Here is a 26,021-nt window from a genome sequence, read left to right on the forward strand (position 1 = left end):
GGCCGGCAGGAGCCGCGATGCGTTGCATGAAGGCTGAGTAGTTTTTCATGAGGGACTCTCTGGCGCCATTCTCGAGTGGGTAGATAACCTGTAATCAATCTTTGCCCTTGCCCAGCTTGACAGTCTTGCCCAAGGCGAACAGCACGCTGTCGATGTTCATCACATGGTCGCTTTCTTGTCTCAGTTCTTCGGTCAGCGAGGCGGTCTTCAGCCAGTTTTTGTATTCGTTGATATCAACACCGTGTCGGTCCAGTAGGTTCATCCGGCGAATCTTGTTTACCTGCTTGTCGTCTGCTCCGGAATGTCTCCACAGCATGAAGCCGCGCAGTACATGCTGATCAATGATGGGTTCTTTGCGATCTGCCAAATGGCGACCGAATTGATGAAATACCTGGCCTGCACCGTTCTTTCGGGGAGTGCTTGAACCAGCGGAATGGATGCCGTCTACGATATGAGTGATCTTGCGTAGGTCGCCGTTCTTCCACGCCATCGCATAGAGCAGCTTTTCCAAAGAACTCATTTTTGTGGCGCTGAGCCGAGCATCGAATCGACCTGTCTCGGTGAGCACGCCCGAGGCTTTCAACGCAGTAATTTCTTCCCGGCTGATGAACAGTTTCAATTCGGGGTATTCCTCGCGGTCGAGCCGATTTTTATTAAGCAGTGAATCAGCTTCGACGAAGTTCAAAAGCTCCTCAGAGGAACGGGCCTGCATGATAATTTCAAAAGTCTGTTTAACCAGTGCGTGTGCCTTGATGTTATCCAACGACTCATCCTCGATATGGGGGGCAAGCGATATTCAGACATCCTTGCGACAAGCTGTGTCGCGCAGATGTTTTACTAGTGGGACGCCCTAGCAATGCTCTTTAAAGGATGCGCCATGATCGACGTCTCCAAGCCATTGCGTGGCATCTTGCCATTAACGAACAATATTCTGTTTCATGAACCCGTGAGTTGATGGCTGCCTACGCCGGAGCGGGCATGGCGAATTAATGGAGATTGGGGGGCTACAGGCGAGATAATCTAGCATTCCATCAACGCGGCCAATGCCCGGTGTGTCTTGCTCGATTCGTCACTACTGCGGAAACATTACGAGACCATTAGCTGTGAAGTTCTGGCCAATAATCCTGACGCACTCAACGATTTGGAGGCTACGACTCTGGAATCATCTTCAGGGCTCGCGGGCTTTGGGTCGTTTGCATGAGGAGAGTGGCGAAGGTGTAGCCCCTGATCACGTTCAGGCGGCACATAGGTATCGGCGGCGCTCTGGAGCAGGGCGAGGATGCGGCTCTGCTACTCGGGTGCTTGCTGCTCGTTCAGGGGCTGCAGGCGTCGCCAGGAAAGGTCACATGATCGCTCGCTATGTGTCGTTCAGGCGCTCGTCGGGTGTGATGATCACCGATATTTCGCTGTTCCAGTCGTCGTCCATCGCGACGGGGGGCGGACCTGTCGAGTAACTCCGGAACCCCCCGTAGCTTGCTGAGACAAAGCCGCAGTATTGACGATTCTTCTCACAATACGCTCTTACGTGCCATCGCATAGGGCCCACGCCAATTTGTCTCGTTCGTTGATCACCCGCGAGATAAAGAAACTAAAGGTCCCTTCAGCAAGTTAAGCCAAGGCTTGCTGAGCTGCGAGTTTGAGTTTGCGGCGAAGGCTTTCGCATTCATCCACCAGTCTTTCCAGCCCTGAAGATTCGAACATCTGCTCAGTCAGCGGGAACGCCTGATCAATTCGGTCGAACAACGCTGTTCCACCTATTTCCAGCGCATCGAGCTTGAATGCGTTGAATTCCCCTTTGCGACTCTCCAGTTGCTCGATATCGGTCTCAAGCGCTTGCTTGTATTCGTCGAACACCGCATCGAGCTTGGTGCCGACCTTGCCGACGACATCCACCTTTCGGTTGATGGAACGCAAGAACTCGGCAAAGGTTTGACCGCTGACCGCGTATTCTTTCTTGCGCGTGGACGAGTAGGCGCACATGCCCGAGAAGGCGATGTCGGCGTAACTTAGGTCATCGGCCACTTGCTCCATGATCTGTTCAATGTCCTGCGTGGATTTCACGTCGGCCTTGTTCAGCACGATGTACAGCGAATCACCGCGAAACGGCGTGGATTCAATGAATTCGATATCGGACTGGTCAATGGTGCCGGCCGGATCAAGGCCGATCACCCAGACCAGCGCTGACGCCTGGTTGACCAGTGAAGCCGCCGTACCTCGGTCTGCGCCCTCCGCGCCATTGAACGCCCCGGGGTTATAGCCCGGCGTGTCGATGATGCACAGGTTTTCGAACAGCTCGGGGTCCATGGGCACCTTTACGCTGATGAAGGGCAGGATACGCCGCAGGTCGAAACCGAACGCTTTGACGTATTCATGGGACAGGGAGACGTAAAGGTCAGGGTCCAGGTCAATGGAACCGCCAGTGTAGGAATAGCCCTTGATCCGGGTTTCTTCCGAGCAGACCACATAGCTTGGCACCACGGTCACGGGAGTCAGGCCCGTCGCCAGTTGTGCGCTTTGATCCTTGATGAAACTGTTGACGAACGCCGACTTGCCGCTGCTGAAGCCGCCAGCGATGCTCAGGATGGTCTTACCGGCAATGCTCGGAAAGTTAGTGACCATCTGCATCTCGGCGAGTACCGCCTGCATTGCCAGAACGGCTTGAGCTTCATCGGCCAATGACGACTCTCGGCCGGCGAAGTCCATGTAGTCGTTGTTGATCAGATCGGCAAACGCGGTCAGCGCGTCATTGCGCGGCGGCTGCTGGGCCAGCACTTTACTCACCAGTGCGAATTTTTCAGTCAGTGACAGGTGGCGTTGGTTGATTTCTTCGTAGTTGTTCTCCAAGTGTTGGTGCGACGCCGTGAGTTGCTCGGCCAGGTTTTCCAGCAAATTGACGCTCTGCTCCTTGGACAACAGTTGGTTCTTGTGGTCCTCAAGAAAAGTTTCCAGTTCAGTAATTTGCGCCAGCGCCTGAGCCTGACGCTCTTCCAGCTCTCTGGCGTTGGCTTTTGCCTGGGTCAACGCGACCATGGCGTTCTGAAGTTTGATTTTTTCCTGAGCAAACGCCTCGGACGTCGACACCAGGCTGGCCGTTTCTGCCTGCAGCTGCTCGACGAGAGATTCGCTGCGCGATTGCAGTGAGCGGATGTCGTCATTCTGAGCGGCAGACTGTGCAGTCAGCTGTTGGTTGACACTGTACAGCTTGTCGAGCTGGCTATGAGCATCAAGCAAATGAGCCTGAAGCTCTTTGACGCTCTGCTCCTTGGACAGCAACTGGATCTTGTGGTCCTCGAGAAAGGTTTCCAGTTCGGTAATTTGCTTCAGCGCCTGAGCCTGACGCTCTTCCAGCTCTCTGGTGTTGGCTTTTGCCTGGGTCAAAGCGACCATGGCTTTCTGAAGTTTGATTTTTTCCTGAGCAAACGCCACGGACGTCGACACCAGGCTGGCCGTTTCTGCCTGCAGCTGCTCGGAGAGGGACTCGCTGCGCGATTGCAGTGAGCGGATGTCGTCATTCTGCGCGGCAGACTGTGCAGTCAGCTGTTGGTTGACGCTGTACAGCGCTTCGAGCTGACTTTGAGCATCGAGCAGGTGGGCCTGAAGCGCTGTAGCCAGTTTTTTGCGCTTGAATTGCCAGAACCGCGAGATCGATTCGAGCGTCGGCAATGCCTGCTCATTGATGCGAGGAGGATTCATCACTGTGCAACCTCTTCGGTCTTGCGGACCAATCGTTCAAGCCGGTCTATGGTTTGTGCGGCGTTGTTGACCTGATCTTTGAGTACGTTGATCTTGCGCTGGATCTCATCGACGAATGAATCGGAGATCGTGGTTGGGGCATTGCGCTCTACGTTGCTGATGAATGTGCTGATTTTGCTTTTCACCTTGCTTCCCAGCGAGCCCACGAAGTCGTCGGCCGTATCCTTGAAGTTTTCGGCATCAGATCCTTTGAGCGTTCCACGACTTTTCAGGTCTTCCGGCAGTTCGATGCCCAGGTTGAAGTCATCGTCCGGAATAGTCTGAATGACGGAAAGAATCGCTTGCTTGATCATTTGAGCATTGGCGTCTTTTTCCAGAACCTCACGAATCTTGGGCGTCAGGTTTCTGCCCAGTTCCTCGTTCAACCACTGATGGGAGCGTTCGACCTTCGCACCCAGCTCATCCTGAATGTCATTCATGAAACCGTTGATCGTGGATACGACCTGGCTGCTGATGATCTTGGAACGAACCACGGTTCTCTCGGTGGTGCCGCCGCCCCATAGCTTTCTGGCGATCCAGCTGCCGGCACCATCGTTGTCGGTGGTGATGGTCGTGCTGTAGGAACCTTCCGCTTCCTTGATGGTTGCCTTGGACTCGCGCAGCAGTTGGTCGGCCACCTTGCGCATGTCGTCACGCAGCTTCTGGCGGTAATCGAACATGCTGCCTTTGAAGCTGAAGTCCAGAGCCAGAGAAAGCTCCAGTCGCTTGGATTCAAGTAGTTCGAGCTGGGCGTCCAGTTGCTCGACGTTGGCATTCTTGACCTGCGCGATCTGGTTGCGGGCCAGGTTGATGATCTGGCCCTTGAACGCCTCCAGATTCTTTTGCTTGCTGACGGCCAGGTTGACCAGCTTTTGCCGGGTGATCTCGGCTTTCTTTTCACGCACCTGAGCGAGAACGAGTTTGATCGCGTCGATGTTTGCCAGGCTGGCGAGGCTGTTCAGCGACAGGTCCCGGTTATCGCGGGTGAAGTAGTCGGGGTAATCGCCTGTCAGGTTTTCCCAGGTCACTTGCTCGTTGGAGTCCCAAATCTCAGGTGTGTCGAAACGGCGGTTGAGGCTGTGGCACAAACCGGAGCTGTGTAGCAGATTGCGGTGCACGGAGCCGATGAGACCGTCGAACACGGCGCCGACTTCAGGGCTGCTCTGCTTGAGATCAGTCAGTGTGCTTTGTGCCCGCGTCGAGAGTTGGCCGCGGATGGCGTCTAGGGCATCGCTCAACCTGGCGCGTTTTTCGCTACCATAGAGTTGCGTGTCAACCTGGCTTGCGACCAGCACCAGTTCCTGAATGCCTTCCTTCTGGGTGATGCGGCCCATGACTTCAAGGTCTTGTTCATTGAGGAATTGCCCAGCTGGGCTGACGATGAACACCACGTCACAGGTTTTCAGTAGTTCGACGGTCCGCTCTTCACGGGACTGCACCGGATCGTTCATCCCTGGTGTGTCGATGATGCAGATGTCGCGCAACGCTTCGAGCGGCATAAAGACATGCACGGTCTTGGTGAACGGCATGAACTCGCCGGTGGCGCCGACGTAGTCGTGCAAACGCGCTGCCAGTTCCTTGGGCGTGTCGGCCTGGATCTCGCTGTGGGATTGCAAGGCGGTCAGTTCCAGCCCCGAGCGTTTCATACGCTGATACTGGTCGTGAGCGGCAAACAGACCTTCTTCACGCTGCAGTTCGCTCAGCGCTCGCTTATCGGCCTGAGCGCGAAGCTCTTCGATGTTGATGGGCGTGCCGTTGGCTTGGGCGGTGCGGCGTTTGACCAGCTCTTCCAGGCATTGGACTTTGCGTGCAGTGAGGCGTTGTTCGAACTGGTCGGCTTTGAACCTGATGGTGGCGACGTCCGCCTCGCTGTAGAACTCGACCTTGGCTTGAAACACTTCGCCCCAGGTGATGGTGGTCAGTGCTGCGGTCATGGGCGTGGCAGCTTTGGGCAAAATCGGTTCGCCGTCGAAAATTAACGCGTTGAGTAACGACGATTTGCCTGCTTTGACACGCCCGACAATGCCGATGTTCATCAGCCGATTCTGGTTCTGCAGCGTCTGGCAGGCCTGGTCGAGTTGCTGCGGCCGGTCGATACCGTTCATCCGCTTGAACTGATCGAGTTCGCGTCCGAACAGGTCCTGATTGCTTTCAGCCAGTTGGTGCAGGTTTTCGCTGAAAGCCACGAGAGCTTGGTAATCCATGAGTTCGTCCGCCTTACTTGTACAGATGTTCGTTCGCAGTGTTTTTCACTGCATGGGAGAGTCCTTCCAGGGCGGCGGTTTTTTCGGTGATCTGCACTTCGCGCTGGAGATTTTCCTGGGCAATGGTGTTGACCACATGCTTTTGCTTGTTGATCTGTTCTTCGAATCCGTCGCTGATTTTTTTCAGCATGGCATTGAGTTGCTCGTCGATGATCGCCGGGATTTTTCCGCGCAGCTCCGCCTTGATGTTGGGAAACACTTCACCGGTCAGCTTCTGCCGGAATTTCTCGCGCTCGTTACCGCCGTTGAACATCTTGATGATCTCGGGCAGAAAGATGATCACCAGTTCCAGCAGGGGATTGACCACTGCGGTGGTGACGGCCAGCACGGTAGACAGGCTGCGGTAAAGCATGACGCCACCGTTTTTGTCGGCCTCGGGGCGGTTGCTCAGGCGCGCGGACCAGTCACTCAGCATTTCGGTGGTTCGTTCCAGCGAGAACTTGACCTTGTTCGAGAGCTCTTCGCTCCAGTTGCTGCTGATGTCGAGTGACGACATTTGATTGCTGGTTGTACTCAGGTTGCTGGCAATCCGGTCGACCATGCTGCTGGAAATTTCCTGTACTTCGGATTTGATGTTGCTGGCCAGGCTGCTGCGAATGATGTCGGAGATGGTAGTGGCCAAGCCTTGTTGGTTTCTACCCATGCCCAGACTGACCAGTTCGTCGAGCGAGTCGTTGAGCGCGTTATCCACACCGCGCAGGCAACGGTCGAGCATCTTTCCTGAGTAGCGTTCCTTGAGGTCGGACTCGACTTCCTTGCGCTGTTCCAGCAGGTTGGCCAGGGCTTGATCGAGTGAGCGCGCGGCTTGTTCGCTTTCGGCCTTGTCCTTCTTGAGCATGCTCAGCGCTAGGTTGATCTGCGCCAGCACATCGAAGTTCTGATCCTTGAGGATGTCGATGAACAGACGCGTGAACAGTGCGTCGGGCTGCAACGCGGTAAGCGCCCGGGTCAGTTCCTCGCCTCCGCGATTGCCAACGGCGACCGAGGTATAGTGATCGCCGAAATACACCGAAAGCTGGTCATCAACATAGGCACGCACTTCATCAACCTGATCGGCTGCGCGCAGGTTGCACTTGCTCAACAGGAAGGTGAAGTCAGTGTTGTAGGTTTTCAGTTCGTCGAGCTTGCGCAGCATTGACTGCGTGATGTTGCCGTCCTCGATGCTGGTCAGAACCACAAAGTGCACGCCGCGCGGCAGGTAGTAAGCAATCGCCTTGTTGTGGTTCTCCAGCGAGGAGCCAAACCCTGGCATGTCGACCAGCACCAAAGGAGCAATGGCCTTCAGTGCCTCGCTGTCGAGGTACAGGCGCAGGTGGGAAAATTCGCTGGAACGACAATTGATCGAGCTCAACGCTTCGACAGGCAGACGTTCCTGCGCACCATCGGGCTTGATCGCCAGCAGGTAGGATTCGGAGGAGTAACGCAGTTCTGTGGCCAGTTCAGTTTCTGGGGCAATCCCCACCGGCAATATTTCGCTTCCCATCAGCGCATTCAACAGAGAGCTCTTGCCGGCGCTGAAGGCCCCGATCACGGGAACTACGAGCTCGGTCTCCATCACTTTTGGAAGCAACGTCTGATCGAATGAAAACTCCTGGCCGTTGAGCAGCCCCTGCATCTTCTTCAAGTAGGTGGCAAACTCTTTCTGACTCTCAAGCATGGTGATAATCCTTTAAGTGCTGATGGTTGGCGCGGGGATTCGGGAGGGGTGTCAAGTGCCGAGCGCGCTCAGATGTTCAAGCGTCTGCAAGCCTTTGCCAGCAGCGCGGCAATGGCACCGGCCCGTGAAAGTTGCAGATCCGGGTTACCGCATTTCGGGCATTTTTGGTACCAATCGCCGGGGCCCAGCGCATCACTGGTTGGCGCTGTGGTTTTACTCCAAGCGCAATGATTGCACTTGAAGGTCATGGGAGGGGGTGGCAAAGGCATGCGCACGTCCTTGTTTGTTAAGCTGCCGGTACCGCATCAATGCGGTACCTGACGGACCACCGCTCCCGGATGAGACAGCGCTGGACTGGAGCCCTGAAAGTCGGCTCGATGTGTTCGGGGCGTATGATGGCACTATGGTTTATCGTCGTAAACTGTCAATAAAACGCACACGCCCGCATCTTTTTGGGGTTCGAACAACTATTCCAGAGCGTTTACTCGCGAAATCTGCCCGAAACTTGACCTGTATATCCAGCCATCATCAAAGCGTTATTCGTACAGCCACGGTTTCAGCTCTTTGAGGTTGCTGACCACAATCTGCTGCGCCTCAGGGTTGGGATTGAGGTTTTTCGGGTCGATCTGATAGCGCTGCAACACATACTTCACCAGCGCCTTGCGACTGGGAACCACCAACTGGCCATCGATCATGCCGAAGTCGGCCTCAATGATCGCCCGCTGCGCTTTATCTAGGCGCTCGTCAGGGGCGATGATTACCGGTATTTCGCTATTCCAGTCTTCGTCCTTGGCGGCGATGTTCTCGGACTTGTCGAGCAACTCAGGTTCACCCCGTAGCCGACTGAGCACAAAATCCCGGTACTGGCGATTCTTCTCGCAATAGGCCCGTACATGCCATCGCATGCCGGTGTAGACCAGGGTATGCGGCGCGATAAGTCGGATATCGACCTGAGGCGTGTTCAGCGAAACGTATTCTGTTTCAAGGCGCAGGCCATCGCGGCAGGCTTTAAGAAGCGGGCGAAGAACCTCGGGGCGAATCGGTCGATCTGGTACTTCCAGCACCTTGGTGTGGGCGTAGGCCAGGGCCAGTCCATCAATGTGCGGAGCCCGTTCGTTGTTCTGATAGAGCAGGTGTAAATAGGCGCTGGCACTGTCGTCGATGAACTTGGGCTTGAACTGTTTGCTCGGGACGTAGCCCTTGAGTTGTTTGTCATACGTCAAGTTTCGGGGCGCATGCTCGGTTATGTAGGTATTGATGTCCTTCGACGCCTGCTGTCGACTGATGCCAAAGCTCTGGATCAGATGCACCGTTGTCAGCCGGCCTTCCCACCAGGCAACGGTCTCGATCAAACGATAGCGAAGTGCCAGATCCCAGCGGACCTGCTCGATGGATTGCTTGCGTTTCATAACCTCTCCATGTGCGCCAATTCTTTACCTGTATAAGTCTACATTCTAGACCTGTAGCTTAACACTACATATCGTTCCGCTGTCTTCGGGATGCCCCGAACTCACCAAGGAAGCGGACATGAACACGTTGGACGTGGTTTCTACAGGTGCATTGATGTTGCTGGGGGTCATCCTGCTGATATTGGTGATGCAGACCCTGAGGTTACGCGAAATATGGCAAATAATGCTGGATGGCCAAAGGACCGCATGCAGAGCGAGCATTTTGGATCTGGATAATAAAGAGCTGCGTTCCGCCTTGCGGGCGGAAAAAGCGCATGTCGAGCAGTTGCAACGCAAGTTGGAACTGCTGCAGCCGTTGATGGCAGCAGTATCACGGGGGCAGGGATGAACAGGCTCGAGCGAATCAAAGGTTGTTTGCTGGGTGGCGCGGTGGGCGATGCGCTGGGTGCACCGGTGGAGTTTTTGGAGTGGACCGCAATCGAAGCAAAATTCGGCCCTCAGGGCATAGTCGACTTCGCCCCGGCCTATGGCATCACCGGCGCCATCACCGACGACACGCAAATGATGCTCTTTACCGCTGAGGGTTTGCTACGCGCCTACGTTCGCGGCAGTTCTCGTGGCATCTGTCATGTGCCCAGCGTCATACACCACTCGCTGTTGCGCTGGCTGCTTACTCAGGATTACCAGCCAGCAACGCCCCTCAGTCAGGATGGCTGGCTTATCAAAGAACGTGCCCTTTGGTCGAGAAGAGCACCTAGCGATACCTGCCTTAACGCCTTGAAAGCCAGCAATCACTTCGGCTTCCTCGCTGAAAACAACAGCAAAGGCTGTGGAGCCGTCATGCGCGTGGCACCTTGCGCCTTCTTCGGCAAAGCATTCGACTACGCAGCCGAGTCCGGTCGTCTGACCCACGGCCACCCAACCGGTTACCTCGCGGCGGGCCTGTTCGCCGACATCCTGCAGCGTATGGCCGACAGACAGGACAGTCTCGAACACGCCCTCACCGAAAGTCTCGCCACTCACGGCCACAAAACCGGCATGGAAGAAACCCGCGCCATCCTCGAACGCGTATTGTTCTACTTCTACGAAGGCTACCGTCCCACGCCACAACGCATCGACGAACTCGGCGGCTGGGTCGCCGAAGAAGCCCTCGCCATAGGCATCTGGTGCGCCCTGAACGCGACCTCGTTCAAACAAGGCGTCATCAGCGCCGTGAACCACAGCGGCGACAGCGTCAGCACGGGGATGATAGCTGGGTGTTTGTTGGGGATTCAGTACGGCATGGCGGAAATCCCGGCGTGCTGGTTTGAATTGTTAGAAATGCGAGGGGTGATTGAAAAGATGGCCGAGGATATTGAGCGGGTGCCTCGGGATTACTTGGGTTTTGGAGGTGAATTTGATGCTGATATCGAAATGGATTATCCGGGGGACTGATCATGTCGATAAAACCGGTCTGTGTTGTTGACGCTGGCAGAATGCTGCGTTGGCGGCGCTTCTTGGCCAATGCAAAGGGGAAGCTTGAACTCTGTTGAGGTGATAGTGCACTTAGTCGGTTGACACCGCGTATCGCTTTACCGAGTTACGTGATGGAGCGTATTGTGCTGGCAAAAGGACATAAAAATATTAGTCAGTATGGACGACGCCCTCCTCAACGCCCGTCTCCCCCCGCTGTAACCGTTAGCGTCATGCTAAGGGTAAGACACTAAACACTCCCCAAAAAAGTATGGGAACAGCTTGCCGCTTTACACCGGGCACGTCTCCTGCGCAGGCGTTTACAGCGCGCATAGAATCTTAAGGCTGATATATGGACTTTTCGACATTATTGAAATTGTGGGACGACGCCAGCACTGCTCAGCTTATGGCGCCGCGAGTGGTCATGGTGGCGGTGGCGGTTTTGTGCCTTTGGTATGTCGGAAGATATTTCATTCCATCGTTCGTGTTGAGCAGAAGACTCAAATCTCTCACTCGTAGCGTTACAGCTATCAAGGCAAAATCGGCCGATCAGCTCCAGACTGAGTTGGAAAAGGTATTCAACGCGACAAAACTTAAGCATCTCTGGAAAGAGTATTCGGAGACACTCCACAATCAGTTTGAGTATCACGAAGGTGAGGAGCGTCTGGTGCGCTCCCGTGCGACCACTGTCGCGGCAAATTTTTTTACCGGTCAGAGTGTTGTCGATACACCGCTGGCTACTGAGTTCTTCAAGCACCTGCCGGGCATCCTGACGGGTGTCGGCATTGTCGGAACCTTCTTTGGCCTGATGCTAGGGTTGCAGCACTTTGATCCAAGCACACCGGAGCTGGTCAACGCGAGCGTCGACAAGCTCCTGAAGGACGTACTCTTTGCCTTCATCGGTTCATTCCTTTCCATCATGGCGTCGATCATCGTCACTGTCTCGGAAAAGTGGCGATTGGGGCGCTGTTATAAGCACCTTGAATCGCTGAATGAAGCGATCGATAGCCTATTCGACAGTGGTGTTGGCGAGGAATATCTTGCTGCGCTCGTAAGGTCCAGTGCTGAAAATTCGATCCAGACTCGCCAGCTGAAAGACAGTCTGGTTACGGACCTTCGGGAAATGCTGCAAAACCTGGTCGATACGCAGGTCCGCGAAAGTCTCAAGTTGGCAGACACGTTATCTACGACCTATCGTGACTCCGGGCAGCTGTTGGCGGATCAGGTCAGCAGTGCCATTGAAAACAGCTTGAAGTCACCATTGGAAGCAATTGCTGGAGCGGTACAGGCTGCCAGCGGCGATCAATCCGGCCAAGTGCAGAACCTGCTTCAGGATGTTCTGGTTGCTTTCATGAACAAGCTGGAAGGAACCTTTGGCCAGCAATTCAACGGCCTGAACGAAATGATGGGCCAGTCCGTCGCTGCCATGCAGTCAATGCAACAAGGATTCTCCAGTCTCATTCAAGATATGCGCTCGGCCAGTGAAAGCTCGAATCAGAGCAGCTCAGCAATGATTGCACAGCTGCTTACCGACATGCAGACCGGCCAAAGTGCCATGCAGGCGGGGATGAACGAGATGCTGACAAATCTGCAGTCGTCCATTGCTCGCATCGGCAGTGAGGGCGAAGACGCTGGCGCGCGTATGGCACAGCAGTTGGAAAAAATGTTCGCCGACAGCGAGGCGCGTCAGTTGGCGATGGCCGAGAGTCTTCAGTCGTTTGTCGAGTCAATCCAAAAAAACATGGGCCAGGGTCAGCAAGAAACCATGGCCAAGATTGCTGGCTCTGTAGAAGTGCTTGGCGAGCAGCTTTCTACTGTTTTCAAAAAACTGGAAAGTGGGCGCGAGCAAATGGATCAGTCCACTCGCGTTGCACAAGCAGAGCTTCATCACGGCACTCGCGAGTTGGTGGGGGGGTTGGACGAGCAGGTCAAAACGCTGCTGCAGTCTGTCGCGGAACAAAATAAAGCCTCGCAAGACAACGTCAAGGCATTAAGCGCGCAAACCGAACAGCATCTGCAAAGCATGCAACTTGGTGCAGACAAAATGAGAGCCGCAGCAGAGCGCTTTGAAAATGCTGGATTGAGTGTATCGAAGGCCAGTGAATCGACGGCTAGTTTGCTGGGCACTGTTCAAGGGGCTGGTACCGAGCTTGCTCAGGCCTCACGAGAGTTGAACAGTGTCGTCGCGGACTATCGCAACAACCGTGAATCGTTGAGCAAAACACTAACCGTCATCGAGGGTGTGGTGGCTAGCGCGCAAGTTGAGGCCAGCGGACGTGCTCAATACCTCCAGGATCTGAAGCAACAATCGGAACGCATGCAGTCGCTCAATCGCGAGGTTCATGAGTACCTGGAAAACATCAGTGGTGTTTTGGGTGATGGTTTCAAAGAGTTTGGCGACGGCATGGACAGGGTACTCCGGCAGACGTTGGGTAGTCTGGATACGGAGCTGGATAAAGCTGTTAAGAGTCTGGCTGGCGGCGTCGACGGTGTGAAGGAAAGCATTGAAGACTTCGGCGACATCATGGAACGAATTAGGCAGTAACGGAGGCTGACATATGTTTGGTAAGCAAATGCCTTCGGTGGCCCGAGCCAAGGATGAAGCGGAGAAGCCGTTCTGGATTTCTTTTGCCGACCTGATGACGGCCATGATGATCCTGTTTCTCGTAGTGATGGTCGCGGCCCTGAGCTCGGTCACCCAGAGAATTAATCAGGCGGAGCAAGGCGAGAAACAGCGCAGTCGCGACATTAGCCAGCTCTGCGAGCATTTGCAGCTCAAGGCTAAGGGCTCGAATGCAACCATCGTTGTCGACTGCAAGGACAACCGCATCAGTTTCGGTGAGGCGGGACGTTTTGGGCATAACCAGTACTCATTGAGCGACGAGGGTCAAAGTGCCCTTCAGGGCGTAGTGCCGCTCATCCTTGATGCGGCGGATAGCGAAGAGGGTCGCAAGTGGTTTAAACAGGTCGTTATTGAGGGGTTTACCGATACCGTCGGCTCATACTTGTACAACCTGCACCTATCATTGCAGCGATCCGAGTGGGTCATGTGCAGCTTGCTTGATAGTCGCAGTCCTCTGCAAATTGGCCTTTCCGCTGAGAGGCAACAGCAGATCAGATCGATGTTCCTGGCGGGTGGTGTTTCTTTCAACAACGCAAAAGACACCAACGAGGCAAGCCGCCGAGTCGAACTGAGAATGCAATTCTACGGTTTGAAGGAGAAAGAGGAAGACCTCAAACCAGATGTTCCGGTATTCGCCAGCACCGTGTCCGAGAAATGCCAATTGGCGATGACGCGATGACAAGTGCATTAGCCAAGCTGTCGTCAGCTATAGCGCTCGGGCTCAATGCCCGTAGAATTGCGATCAGTTCTGAACCGTTGGCTCGCTTTCCTCGAATGGAAGCTGCCAGTGCCGATTTATACGACCGGTTTGAGCGGGCAGAGAAAGCATTGCCACCGCCTCAGGAAAAACGTAGAGCCGCCATCAATAAATTCAGGAATGTCCTGCCTCTGACCTCCTCAGAGTGGCGCATGGTCTTCGCCGGTCTCGCAGATAAAAGCGAGCGCGTAGGACCCATTCTTGAGGACGAGCAACTTTATGGCCGAATCCATATCGAGGTCAGTCAGCGGATCGAAAAACGGCGCCTGAGCCGCCGCGATTGGCTGGCACTTTGTTTCAGCTACTTCGGTTACGAGTCCGATAAGCCCGACACGAATCCCGTCTGGTGCTTGTTGCAAGGCGACATCCGCAAGGGTTTCGCTTGTGTAAAGGCTCAACAAACTCGTGAAAAAGAATGGATGCGCATCGTCCAGCATCATAAGGAGCTGTTTTCCGAACAGGCAGGGGAGACGCTCGGTGAGCAGATGTTCAACGGCGAGATCAGTGATCTCTCGGTGCTGCAAACAATCGCGCAGATACCTAACAGCAGTTGGTTATGGCACCGGATATTTAACGTATTGCTGTCTCGAATCTTCAATTTGGAAGACGACGAGTTCTCGAAACGATTCCCCGACTTCATTGAGATCGGGCGTCAGCATCCGACATACATGAATGCGCTCCTCAGCGCCTGCCTGACGCGTTATCACGCAGCGTCGTATCGGGAAAAACCGTCGTCCCTTCTCAAACAGACTGCTTTGGATAGCTGGGGCAGCCCACAGATTCGTTCCAAACAAAACAGCTGGCTTCAGTACGTGGAGAAAGACGTTTGTGCGATGGTGGTCGCGTGGTTTGCGAAAGAAGACCTTGAGCACTTCTTCAATCTCCTCAAAGGCGATACAGATGTAGATCAGGCGCGCCTGTTCTATTGGCTACGTTTCGCGAATCAAATGAGCTATACGCGGATTGTGTTGGGTGGAGACGCCAAAACGGATGCCGGGTCTGACTTCGTTGATTTTCGCCGAAAAAACAATGGCCGTTTGAGCTACTTGGCGGGCAGTAAATCAAGCAACAACGCAGTCATTATGCAAATTGCAAATTATCTGTTCGTCGAGTTTTCGGAGAAGGGCAACGCTTGTTACGTCTACAAAGCCGATAGCGCACCGTTCAATCCGGATCAGATTTATCTGGATCTTAACTCGGAGTTGAAACAGAAAAATAAATCAGCCGTAAAGCCCATGGGTCATATGGCTGTGCCATCAAGGCCAAACCATGTTAGCGGATGGCTGGCTAAATTTGACGAGACCCTCGCGGAGCTCGGCATCCAGGCTGATGGGCACATTGATAGTCGAGGTGATCACCCATTCAGGTCGCCACCTAAATCTATTACTTTCGAAGCGCAGTTGGCGGAAGCGATGAAGGGAGTTTCTCATAGGGTTTATGACTCCCGCGCCAAAGGCGGAGCCTTTCAAGTACAACTTGAGAGTCATGAGCCAGCTGCCATGGCTTCTCTGCAGCGCCTCGGCTTCAAGCCCGTCAACAATCAGCCACTGAGATTCTGGAGGCAGTAATGCTCAAGCGTTTTCTATCTGGAAAAGGCCTGCTGCCGAAGTCCGGTGAGCTCAATAATTTGCCAACGTACTCGATAGAGGAGCAGGGATTGTGCTTCCCGCTGAGCCTTGCCGACAGCACTGAGTTTTGGCCACTGGCAAGTTACCTCGATCAGCTCGAAGAGGAAGAGTTCGTATCCCAACTCAGTGATCGATGGCTACTGCCGTGGGACGAGCTTTATCGACTATTGAATGACGAAGGACACGTCAGCAGCGTACCGTTACTCGGATTGCCAAAGCAGTCGAACTTGACGCCGCAGCTCACCAGCCAAGGCAGTCTTGCTTCGAGCGATTTCATGGTATCGATAGGTGCTTGGCGCGATCACGAATCCGCCGCGACAGTGCAAACCAAACGCACGGGCGCTGTCCTCAGGCATGGCGATAAAATCGAGCTGCTGCCTGAGGCAACTTACCAACTGGTGAGTGCTGTTCGGCAGCTCCATTTATCGCAACAAGAAAGCCCCGGCGAACTTACCAACCAGATCGGCTGGGCCAGCGTCCGCAAGCTGGCCCGCAAGGCTGGCGCAGGCATGGACGGTTTTCTCGACAAAACCGTTGTGGTCAGGCCCGATAACCTTCGTCTCAATCCACGTAAATCGAGCGTAGGCAATACGCCAGTCATCGAGCTGGAACCTACTTTCGACGGGCAGCCTGAAAATTGGTTGGAAAGTTTCGATGCCCACAAACAAGTGCAGGATCGTTATCGGGTCATTGGGGCTGACGGATCACTGACCCATGTGCTGATCGAGCCGGAAGTAAAATCGGTACTCGATTATGTGCGTTCACTGCACGGACGCCGGGTGGCGGGCGACGATGCGCTTTCATTTATCCGGAATCCCTATAGCGCTTTGGGTGATAGTGCCAGTCAGGTGTTGGACGCTGACACCTATGAAAGCGACCTGGCGGACGCTGGTATCTTCTTTCACCGTTTTCATCTTGAGCCCGAGCTCAACGATACCGGTCTACGCATTCAGCGTATTAACCTGACCCTTCAGCCCATTTCGTCAACGCCTCAAGCATCAATAGAGCTGCCGTTCAACGAAGCCTATGAGTTTGCTCCCCTCGTGCATGAGCTTCATTTGAAGCTGGCTGCAGGCATGCCTGCGGGCTTTTGGCAGGGTTACGAGCTTGAATTAAGCGACTTCGATTTACGCCAGTTGGCAGGCATCAGTGAGTTGCTCAAACGCTGGCAGAACGAAGCGGCTGGCGCGGAGTTCGACGCAGTGTTGGATTTGTCGCTTTATGGCGATCGTGTCACTGGCATCGGCGAAGCAGAGCGCATCACGTCACCTTTTCTGGTCAAGGAGGCGACAGAAAACTGGTTACCTAAAGACCTCGCGGATTTGGGCATCGACGCCGAAATATTCGGACGCTGGGATCCGTCGGATCGGGCTCAGTTTGACGAGTTCGAGCAACGGCTGGACGAGGCTCGCGCGGCAGGTGATGACACGGTGCTGATGCCACTCTCCGACACGCCGCTTTCCATCGCGGCGGCAGAGCAGCTGTTTGATGCCTGGTCCAAAAAGATATCCACACCCGAGACCAAGATTTCGAGTCTTGAAGAAAAAGTAGGTCGAGCGGTACTCCAAATTGGTCATAACATCGACGAGCCAACGTACGTTCAAGTACGTCAGGAAGCCCTACGAGCAGCCCTCGATGCCCAGCCTGAGCTGCCGAGCCTGCTAAGACCCGAAGTCATCTTGAGAGAACATCAGTTACAGGGCATTGCATGGCTTCAACATCTCTTCCGGCTTTCGCCGACAGACGTCTCAGGTTGCTTGCTCGCCGATGACATGGGCCTGGGCAAAACCATTCAACTGCTGACGTTTCTGGTTTGGTACCTGGAGCAATATCCTCAAGACAAGCCGACCTTGATCGTTGCGCCGGTTTCATTGCTCGATAACTGGGAGCGAGAGCTGCACCGGTTCTTCTTTGCTGACGCACTCCCAGCCCTGAAGCTTTACGGCTCGGCTTTGAGCGCGGTGAAGTTCAAGAAAGATGAGATTCCTGCCGACTTGAAGGCTAAGGGTATCAAGAACCTACTTCGTCCGGGCTGGGTTGGCGGTGCACGCATCGTACTGACCACCTATGAAACGCTTCGTGACCAAGAGTTCTCCCTCGCTCGCCAGCAATGGTCGATCGTCGTGTGCGACGAAGCTCAGAAACTGAAGAACCCTGCCGCTCTGGTGACTCAGGCAATTAAGGCTGTTCCGGCTCGATTCCGGGTCGCTTGCACCGGGACGCCAGTGGAAAACTCCCTGATTGATCTTTGGTGCCTGTTCGACTTCATCCAGCCAGGCTTCCTTGGCGGGTTGAACCAGTTTGGTCGCGAGTACCAGCGACCCATCGAAGCTGCACTTGAGCGAGACACCGTTGCCCTCGAACGCTTGCGTGGGCTGATTGAGCCGCAAACCCTGCGCCGCACAAAACAGGATATCGCCAAAGACCTGCCCGCGAAAATCGAAGACAAGGGTTGCCGTTCATTGTCGATGCACGCCCTACAGCGAAATCTTTACCTCTCGGAAATTTCGGCCTATAGCCAGAAGCAACAGATCGAAGAACAGCTTGATCAGAAAACCTCCGGCATGCTCGGCCTGCTGCACAAGCTCAAACTCATCTGTGCTCACCCCTATAGTGTTCAGCCGGACAAACGCCTGCGTGACAACTCGCCGAAGCTGCGCTGGCTGCTCGATACCCTTGAGTCCATCAAAAAGGCAGGGAAGGGTGACAAAGTCATTCTCTTTACCGAACTGCGTGATATCCAGCGTGAACTCCAACACGCCATTCAGGAGTATTTCGGATTCCGCGCAACCGTGATCAACGGCGACACAAGCACCAGCAGCCAGAGCGCGAACAGCCGACAAAAACTGATCGACCAGTTCCAGGATCAGCCGGGCTTCTCTGTGATCATCCTCTCGACTATTGCAGTTGGCTTTGGCGTCAACGTTCAGGCTGCCAACCACGTCATCCACTTCACCCGCTGCTGGAACCCGGCCAAGGAAGATCAAGCCACTGATCGTGCGTATCGTATCGGACAGGAGAAGGATGTTTACGTGTATTACCCAACAGTGCGCGATGCGGCGATGCCAACGTTTGAAGCGACGCTGGATGAGTTGTTGAGCAAGAGACGGGCGTTGGCGAGGGATATGTTGAGCGGCTCGGGGGAAATTCAAGCCAGTGATTTCGAACGAGTGCTTGGGGTCTGTTGAGGCAAAATGAGCGGCAAGGGTTACCGCTCACTGTTTAGGTTAGGTATTGGCCGCACTTTCCACCGGAAGTGTTGCCAACTCGCTTTCCATCTCTTCATCGTCTCCCACAGCTGATGCTGGTAGACGCTTGGAGACCGTGACGCCCAAAGCGACGAACTTGTCCACGGTCTTGGTCAGGCTTCCGTGATCCCCTTTCAGCGTATTGACGCTGTCTGAGTAGCTTTTCTGCACCGTAGCGATCTGATTACCGAGCTTGTCCATTTTATCCACGAAGATTCGCAACTTGTCGTAGACCTTGCTCGCCATCGTTGCGAGTTGCAGCGTGCTGCTGTTTTGACGTTGGATGCTCCACAGATTCGATACGACCCTCAGAACTGGCAGCAGTGTGGTGGCGGTAATTATCGCAATACGTTTTTCATATGCAGCCTGGAATACCCCCGGACTGTGCTCAGCCGCGACCAAATACGCGGGCTCAACCGGCATGAATAAAAACACAAAGTCGGGAGAGTTGATGCCGTTAAGGTCGGTGTATTTCTTATCGGACAATCCGTTGATGTGGTTCTTCAACGCCAGAACGTGTGCGGACAGGGCTTTGGTGCGATCTTCGTCGGTTTCGGCGGAAACGTATTCCGTGTAGGCCACCAGCGACATCTTGCTGTCAATGATGATGTGTTTACCTTCGGGTAAATTGACCACGAAGTCTGGTCGATTGTTTCCTGCATCGTCGTCCTTGAAGTTCGCCTCGCGGTGGTACTCGAACCCTTTGCGCAGCCCTGCCTGCTCGAGCAGCATCTCTACCTTTTGCTCGCCCCAGGTGCCTTGAAGTTTTTTGTCACCTTTAAGCGCTTTGGTAAGATTTGACGCCTCGGTTGTGATCTGGACGTTCAATTCCATCAGCTTGACCAGCTCGCTTTTCATCGAGCTTTGGCCTTGCACGGTATCGGAGTGAACCTGATCCACCCGCTGACGGAATGATTCGAGCTGGTCCTTGAACGGTTTTAGCAGAGTGTCCAGCCCTTGGCGGCTTTGCTCAGAGAAGCTCTGCTGTTTGCTGTCGAAAATCTGATTTGCAAGGTTCTGAAACTCCTGCTTGAGTTGAACCTTGTTATCTTCCAACAGCTGCAGTTTCTCTGTAGCTGAGTGCTGGTCGCGCTGGTGGCGCATATTTATTTCGGCAAGACTCTGCTTCGCAAGGCTGAGTTCATCTCGCGTATCGCCTAGTTCTTTGTCTCGTTGGGCCAATGTGTTGCGCAGCGTGTCCAATTGGTCCTTTTGTTCTGCTGCCTGCCCCAATTGTTCGCGCTGCTTTTTGAATTCTTCCTGGGTATTGTCGAGACGACTTTGGAGGTCCTTATTGGCGGTTTTTACCTCCATGAGCTGATGCGCTTGTTCCGCGCTTTGACCTATATGCTCACCTTGTTTTTGCAGTTGTAGTTGAGCTGCTTCAAAACGCGCTTGCTGCTGCGTCAGCGCCTGCTTCAACTCATCCAACTGCCGAGTCTGCTCCTGGCCTTGCCCAAGCTCTTGTTTTAATTCGCCGAGCTGTAGCCGGAGTTGGTTCGTTTCCACGCTGTGTTTTTCAGTGAGGGCGGCGGCCTCTGCGAGTTGCTGCACCTTATCGAGCGTGCGTTGCTTCTCGGCCTCCAGCGAAGTCTTGAACTCGCTGAGCTGAATGCTGAGCTGCTTTTCGATCTCTCGATGGTTCGCCAATGCCTCACTGGCCAATTTCAGCTCATTTTGATGTTCCGATTGCTCATGGAGCATTTGCTGCTCGCGTTGCCGAGCAAGCGCGACATCGTTCAGCAATTGCTGGTGTTCAGCTTGATGACTGGCTTGCATTTCGGAGAATTGTTGAGCCAGCTTGCCTGCTGCGATACGGCTATTGATCCAGAAACCGATCCCCAGAAACAGCAAGCTGAAGAGCCCGATCAGGGCAGGGGTGAAGTACTGCTGTGCCATTGGTACGTCCTTTTATCGCTGGATTGGATTGCAAAATGATGGCACGTTGGGTGTCTGCTGAGAACTGTCAATAATTCGAGCTTGATCTAATGCGAATTGCTACTGAAATTCCCCACGGAACTTCGATTAGCCAAATGATCCGGGCAGTTTTTTTACCTGTTTGGGAATACAGTATTTCTGCACCGGACATGCGGTCTGTAATTTAAGCTGGTGTCTTGGTGAGCATCGCTCCTGTTTATCCTAACTAATATGCAGCCCACCCAAGCAACATCGCCAGTCTCTACCAACTCTACGGGGACAACTGCCATGCCCTCATGGGGCGAGCATGAAGTTCACGAATAAGGACGGCGACAGCGCTTATCGCATCGCGGTGGCCATGGGAACCTGTAGGCGCCGTCAGCGGTTTGGTCGAGATCCCCATCAACCCGTCCTATCACCTGCACAGTGACTACCTGGGTGGACAGGCATCCTTCTATCTTCCAGCTAGCTATCTGTGCAAGTCGCAACCAGGGCCTTTGTGGATTGCGGCCATGGCTTTGGCTGCAGCCGGAGCTAAGTACAACCGCTGGATCACGAGAAAAAATAAGTGATAGGGCACCATGCCGATGACCGCCCAGGCATCAGCCAGGGCAGTCTATCGATGGTGTGAGCCTCGAAACTACAAGTAACCTCGTTCAGCCAACGACACGCAGCCTTCATGACCCACCACAATATGATCCAATGTTTGGGTGCCAATCATGTTGAGAGCGTTCTTGAGGATTGTGGTCAGGATGTGATCGGCTTGGCTGGGTTCGGGATCTCCAGAAGGATGGTTGTGCACCAGGATCACGGCCGCCGCGTTTTGCTCCAAGGCGATCTTAACCACTTCCCGTGGGTACACGCTGGTACCATCCAACGTGCCTCGGAACAGCTCCCTGAAGCCAATAACCCGGTGTTTGGTATCGAGTAGCAGCAGAGCAAAGACTTCGTACTCATGGTATTGCAGCAGTGTTTGCAGGTGACTGAAGACCTGCTTCGGCTCAGTCAGTGCCCGACCTTTAGACAGACGACTCATCGCGAGTTGTTGAGCCATCTGCAGGATGTCGGCCTCGGTGACCGGTGATTCCATGACATAGGTACCGGTGGTTTCACCGGCTATGAGCTTGTGATATTTCATGGGTATTCTCTTGAATTGGAAGACCTTGGGTCAGGTTGGAAGTGTGGTCAGTGGGCGCGAGCAGAGTGGTCACTGCCGCTTTGGAGGGATTTGGATTCCAGCTTTTGTACCAGTGAGGTTTTGGCAGGGGGCGCTGGTTTGGGGGGGGCTTCTGCCTTGCTGGTTTGATCTTCAGCTGCGGGGAAGAACTCCTCGACGATGGCCCCGGTGTCCTCATCACTGTCTTCAAAGGCTCCGTTGCTAAAGCCCTGTTGTGCCGCGTGATCCAAGGCGGTCTGATCAAAGCCTGCGGCTTGCCGGGTTTCCTCCAGTTGCTTGGCTTCCAGCAAGGCGTCTTCTAGGCTCAGCCCGCTGCGCACCGTGATGTCCACGTAGAAGATCGGCGTGCCGTGGCTTTGGCGGGTGGACTTGCCGCGTAGACGCAACTCCAGCGGCAGACAGGCGAGACGGTCTCCGGAAATGGCTTGTAGGTAATGTAGGCGTGCCGCCAGGGTACGGATGCTGTTGTAGCCCGTGGTACGGAAGACAAAGCTGCCCAACGGATCGTCATCGCCAATCACCACGTTCAGCCGGCCGTAAGGCTTGCAGGCATTGCCTTGAGCCAATGAACAGCCATCCGGTGAAGGGCAGGGCAACGACTGAATGCCGTCCTTGGTCAAACGCTTGCAGGTCTCACCATTGCCTACACAGACCGGTCGTCCGGTGTTACGGTCGAACAGGCTATAGTCAGCCCGAAAGTTGAGGTCTGGCTCGTTGAACAGCAGCCGGATTGGAATGCTGCGCAGCTTGCCGTCCTGGCCATTGCGCAGCTCCTCGTTGAGTGGATGCAGTAACCAGCCATCGCGGCTCTGTACTTGGGAGGTGAGGGTGAATTGATCGTCCTTTTCCGGCAGACGCTTGCCGTTCTTTTCGACGATCTTGCCGATGGAAATGCGGCCCAAAATCGGGGGCGTGATGGCTAAACCTTTGAGCATGAGAGTTCTCCTGTATTTGAAATAAAAACGCCACCGAGACCGCGCAAACGGCCTGGGTGGCGTTAGAGAGAAAGGGCATGGGAATAAGGGAGGAGCGAACAAACGTTCAGGCCAGCAGAAAACGCCGACTGCCGGTTTTGGTGGTCGAGTAGCGCACTTGCAGATGGGGCTTTTCTTTCAGCAGACGGGGGATATCCAGGGCCACGCTGTCTTTGGCTTTCTTCCAAGTGATGCAGCCAGTTGCGAAGATCGCCCAACTGGCATCGCCCATGGCCTGTTGCAACGTTTGCTTGAGCTGAGCTTCCTGCTTCTCCTGCAGAGCAATCGACTCGCGCACGCTCTGCAGTTCGGTAAAGGTTGTACAGAGCAGCGTGTCCTGGCTGAAGTCCAGGCTTTGCCCACTGTCCTGTGGATACAGGCACCGCAACGCCTGCTCCGCCGAGACAGACCCGTCTGCCGGTGGCGGGGTATCACTGACCACGTAATCCCAGAACAGCCGCTCCAAGTCGATCAGCCGAGCAATCAGTGACTCGTCGCGTTCGATGCGATGGATTTCCAGGTGCTGACCACCGAGCAGTACCGCCACATCAGCGGCCTGCTTGCCGGTGACGGCGAGCTGGTGCATGACTTGCAACTGCACATACTCGGGCACGCCTTCTTTCCACAGGCGTGCTCCGTTTATGCCGGCGGTTTTGCATTCGAGGATCTGCACCTCTGGTGCGCCGATAACCTCACGGTCGATGTTGGCCAGCATCCATTTCAACTGCGGGTCCGGATGTTGCAGCACAGCGTTGATCCGCCGGACCCGGTGGCCACTGCGCTTGGTGTAATGCGCCGCCACGATAGGCTCCAAAATGTTGCCCCAGTAAGCCGGGCTTTCCTCATCTTGCGGATTGAGCTTGGGCAGTGAGGTGTCACGCCCGGTTTTCTCCATCCACAGTTCCAGCTGGGATTTATACGGGTTCAGGCCCACGGCAGCGGCGGCATCCGAACTGCCGATACCTTGCTTACGCACGGCCAGCCAGTCCTCACGGGGCAGTTGTTTGGTGCCCACCAGGCGCAAGGCTGGACGGGGTTTGGTGCTGGGGTTTTGCAGCGTTTGCGTTTCCATAATGTTTTCCTGTGCGGCATAAAAAACGCCCGGCCAGCAGAAGCTGACCAGGCGCTTTAATAGTTGAGTAGGTGAATGGAGCTAGGCGGCGAGTTGCAGTGCTGCCTGCAGGGCGCGTTGTTTGATGACAGCACCTTGGCCAAACCAGGCCGAGTCCATGCGGTATTCAGTACTGCGGGCCCGCCGCTCGTGATCAACGTACTCGGTCACCGCATTGAGCAAGCCCCAGACAGTTCCTTGGGCCGACTCTAGCGTGGCGCCGCGACCTTCGCCTTCGTACAGGCTTTGAACCTTACGCAGTGCGCGCTCGTTCGGCAGGACTTCGGGCAGTTTGCTATTGGGGGTTACGTCACACAGCACGTTCATGAAAAAGCCCATCGCTTCATGCCACTGCACCTTGCGTTCAGCCAGTGCTCGCATGCGGTGCATGAACTCGTCCCATTGAGAGACAGCGATACCCAACTGCTTTTTCACCGCCTGCGGATCGAAGCGGGTGTTGTGCGGCACCTTGATCGCGCGGGTGGTGCCATCCAGAGCGATGGTCAGGGTGTTATTGCAGACCACTCGCACGGTGGTGGGGGTTGCGGTGGTGGCCAAGGTGCCATCGCAGGAGGTAGCCAGCAGCAGATAGCCGTTGACCTGGTCATTGCCTTTCAACGCCGTGCCTTGCCCAGTACGGGCCAGAACCCAGAACTTGCGACCGCCTTTGAGCACTCCAGCGGTTTCGAGCTCGTAGCCCGAGACCTCAGTCAGATCCCGGTAGAACTCCAGCACTTCACGCGGCTGCACAACCTGGTAGCGCTGAGAGACCACCGACAACGGGGCCTTGGTGTCGGAGCGATACAGCACCTTCTGTTCAGGGAAGGTATGAATACTTCCCAGGTGCCCGATGGCATCCGCCTTGAAGTGGACTGGGCTTTCCTGGATCTGCCAGTCCATCCCGGCTTCGCGCTGCCAGATTTCTAAGGGTTGTTTTGGGGAGAGGCGGCTGCCCAGGCCATGCCAGGGCGTTGCGCCAACGTAAGCCATTTGTTCAACGAGGTGAGCCATGGGAATGATTCCTTGCGATTGAATGGAAAGAGCGTCGCTTCATTAACAAGCGACGCCAGTTCATAACGGCTTAACGGTTGACGCTGAAGCTGTAACCGCAATGCAGACATTGATAGTTGTTAAGGATTTTTTCATCCATTTGTTCACCCAACGTGGCTCCGGCTATCCCGCCAGCAACGCCCCCAAACAGTCCACCGAGCAGAGCCCCGGCGATACTGCCAATGGCGATCCCGACCGGCCCACCGACCACGCCCAGTACGGCACCGGCCTCCGCACCCGTTAGTGCTCCAGCGGCACCACTGGCCGCACCGCCCGCTGCACCAATCAAACCACCCGCTTGTTTACCCACATTTTTAGTAACCACACGACCAGAGTTGCAGCTTGGGCAAGGCGTATACATAAAAAATTCCTCTCTGTTTACTGAGTCCACGTATCACGCAGAAATGCTGAATGACGCGCTCATAGTTGAGCGTTCATCTGGGTGATATAGATCTGAGATTTTTTTGAATGAGGCTTGCCGAAACAACGTCCCCGGGAGGGGCGTTGTGGGCGGTATCGGGATGTGAGGCTTGGCGTTATGGGCAGCTATTTTTGCTATTAATAGCTGGAATAGTACTGGCTAAGGGGGAGAGGCACTCTATTTTGAGGGTTGGGACAGAGTTGCTGTCAAAGTGGCATGTTCCAAGGCGTAACGTTAGCAAACGTTACGCTCACGTTCTTTGAGTTTTGAGTTGCTGCTTATAGGATTGCCTCGTCCAGTCCTAAAGGGTGCAATGATGCTTAATGAAAAATCAGAAACATTGGTTATGCTTCGCTTGAGAGATGTTTTAAAACGCACAGGTCTTTCTAGGTCAACTATTTATAACAAGCTAGACGTAGCCTCACCTCATTATGATGCGGAATTTCCAAGGCAGATACGTGTTGGGCGTGGATCTGTGCGCTGGATTGAAAGCGAAATAAATTCGTGGATGGAAGGGTGTGTAAAGCTGTCTAGGCAGAATCAATGGTCAATGGCGGGCCTTATGTCTGCTGCAGTTTCTTAATGTTGTTTTTTTGTATTT

The 26,021-nt window shown here is 54.6% G+C and carries 18 protein-coding genes; 7 read left to right on the forward strand and 11 right to left on the reverse strand.

What is annotated here, in order from left to right:
- Positions 1-94 precede the first annotated feature (94 nt).
- The 5 genes from AC1MEA_RS18145 to AC1MEA_RS18165 all read right to left on the reverse strand — a co-directional run bounded on the left by AC1MEA_RS18145 (position 95) and on the right by AC1MEA_RS18165 (position 9,062).
- Entirely contained in the window at positions 95-763 is a 669-nt protein-coding gene (locus AC1MEA_RS18145; RefSeq protein ID WP_480416984.1) for a hypothetical protein, read from the reverse strand.
- A gap of 845 nt (positions 764-1,608) precedes the next feature.
- Positions 1,609-3,693 carry an SMC family protein gene (locus tag AC1MEA_RS18150; RefSeq protein WP_277784142.1) on the reverse strand — a complete coding sequence of 695 codons (2,085 nt, stop codon included), beginning with the start codon at positions 3,691-3,693 and terminating at the stop codon, positions 1,609-1,611.
- On the reverse strand, positions 3,693-5,936 hold the full coding sequence (locus AC1MEA_RS18155) for a dynamin family protein (RefSeq protein ID WP_166590602.1): 2,244 nt from the start codon (positions 5,934-5,936) through the stop codon (positions 3,693-3,695). Before AC1MEA_RS18155 ends, AC1MEA_RS18150 begins: the two co-directional genes overlap by 1 nt.
- 13 nt (positions 5,937-5,949) lie before the next feature.
- Positions 5,950-7,653, reverse strand: coding sequence for a dynamin family protein (locus AC1MEA_RS18160; RefSeq protein ID WP_166590603.1), 1,704 nt, complete (start codon positions 7,651-7,653; stop codon positions 5,950-5,952).
- Between the two features lie 536 nt (positions 7,654-8,189).
- A complete protein-coding gene (locus AC1MEA_RS18165; protein WP_166590604.1) occupies positions 8,190-9,062 on the reverse strand; it encodes a BrxR family helix-turn-helix transcriptional regulator in 873 nt (290 codons plus the stop codon).
- 118 nt (positions 9,063-9,180) lie between these two features.
- Between AC1MEA_RS18165 and AC1MEA_RS18170 the strand changes: the two genes are divergently transcribed.
- The 6 genes from AC1MEA_RS18170 (at position 9,181) to zorD (ending at position 18,710) form a co-directional block, all read left to right on the forward strand.
- On the forward strand, positions 9,181-9,450 hold the full coding sequence (locus tag AC1MEA_RS18170) for a hypothetical protein (protein WP_277784145.1): 270 nt from the start codon (positions 9,181-9,183) through the stop codon (positions 9,448-9,450).
- Positions 9,447-10,496 carry an ADP-ribosylglycohydrolase family protein gene (locus AC1MEA_RS18175; RefSeq protein ID WP_277784146.1) on the forward strand — a complete coding sequence of 350 codons (1,050 nt, stop codon included), beginning with the start codon at positions 9,447-9,449 and terminating at the stop codon, positions 10,494-10,496. The genes AC1MEA_RS18170 and AC1MEA_RS18175 overlap by 4 nt, the downstream gene beginning before the upstream one ends.
- Positions 10,497-10,866: 370 nt before the next feature.
- On the forward strand, positions 10,867-13,059 hold the full coding sequence (gene zorA1 / locus AC1MEA_RS18180) for a type I Zorya anti-phage system protein ZorA1 (RefSeq protein ID WP_166590607.1): 2,193 nt from the start codon (positions 10,867-10,869) through the stop codon (positions 13,057-13,059).
- A 13-nt stretch (positions 13,060-13,072) separates the two neighbouring features.
- Positions 13,073-13,816, forward strand: a complete 744-nt coding sequence (gene zorB1 / locus AC1MEA_RS18185) for a type I Zorya anti-phage system protein ZorB1 (protein WP_166590608.1) — start codon at positions 13,073-13,075, stop codon at positions 13,814-13,816.
- Positions 13,813-15,462 carry a type I Zorya anti-phage system protein ZorC gene (gene zorC / locus AC1MEA_RS18190; RefSeq protein WP_166590612.1) on the forward strand — a complete coding sequence of 550 codons (1,650 nt, stop codon included), beginning with the start codon at positions 13,813-13,815 and terminating at the stop codon, positions 15,460-15,462. The genes zorB1 and zorC overlap by 4 nt, the downstream gene beginning before the upstream one ends.
- Positions 15,462-18,710 (forward strand): type I Zorya anti-phage system protein ZorD, encoded by a 3,249-nt coding sequence (gene zorD / locus AC1MEA_RS18195; RefSeq protein ID WP_480416985.1) that lies wholly within the window; start codon positions 15,462-15,464, stop codon positions 18,708-18,710. Before zorC ends, zorD begins: the two co-directional genes overlap by 1 nt.
- 39 nt (positions 18,711-18,749) lie before the next feature.
- Here zorD and AC1MEA_RS18200 read toward each other — a convergent pair whose 3' ends face one another.
- The 6 genes from AC1MEA_RS18200 to AC1MEA_RS18225 all read right to left on the reverse strand — a co-directional run bounded on the left by AC1MEA_RS18200 (position 18,750) and on the right by AC1MEA_RS18225 (position 25,360).
- A complete protein-coding gene (locus AC1MEA_RS18200) occupies positions 18,750-20,669 on the reverse strand; it encodes a DNA recombination protein RmuC (protein ID WP_277784149.1) in 1,920 nt (639 codons plus the stop codon).
- A gap of 658 nt (positions 20,670-21,327) precedes the next feature.
- Positions 21,328-21,825 carry a RadC family protein gene (gene radC, locus AC1MEA_RS18205; protein ID WP_277784150.1) on the reverse strand — a complete coding sequence of 166 codons (498 nt, stop codon included), beginning with the start codon at positions 21,823-21,825 and terminating at the stop codon, positions 21,328-21,330.
- A 47-nt stretch (positions 21,826-21,872) separates the two neighbouring features.
- Positions 21,873-22,799, reverse strand: coding sequence for a recombination directionality factor (locus AC1MEA_RS18210; protein WP_480416986.1), 927 nt, complete (start codon positions 22,797-22,799; stop codon positions 21,873-21,875).
- Positions 22,800-22,905: 106 nt separating this feature from the next.
- Positions 22,906-23,910 (reverse strand): YqaJ viral recombinase family nuclease, encoded by a 1,005-nt coding sequence (locus AC1MEA_RS18215; protein WP_277784152.1) that lies wholly within the window; start codon positions 23,908-23,910, stop codon positions 22,906-22,908.
- An 81-nt stretch (positions 23,911-23,991) separates the two neighbouring features.
- Positions 23,992-24,960 (reverse strand): DUF932 domain-containing protein, encoded by a 969-nt coding sequence (locus AC1MEA_RS18220; RefSeq protein WP_480416987.1) that lies wholly within the window; start codon positions 24,958-24,960, stop codon positions 23,992-23,994.
- A gap of 70 nt (positions 24,961-25,030) precedes the next feature.
- Positions 25,031-25,360 (reverse strand): hypothetical protein, encoded by a 330-nt coding sequence (locus tag AC1MEA_RS18225; protein ID WP_080963203.1) that lies wholly within the window; start codon positions 25,358-25,360, stop codon positions 25,031-25,033.
- Positions 25,361-25,766: 406 nt separating this feature from the next.
- Between AC1MEA_RS18225 and AC1MEA_RS18230 the strand changes: the two genes are divergently transcribed.
- The gene (locus AC1MEA_RS18230; RefSeq protein WP_277784160.1) at positions 25,767-26,003 is read left to right on the forward strand and encodes a helix-turn-helix transcriptional regulator; all 237 of its coding nucleotides are present in this window, start codon (positions 25,767-25,769) and stop codon (positions 26,001-26,003) included.
- Positions 26,004-26,021 lie beyond the last annotated feature (18 nt).

This window comes from Pseudomonas sp. ASL8 (assembly GCF_056680355.1).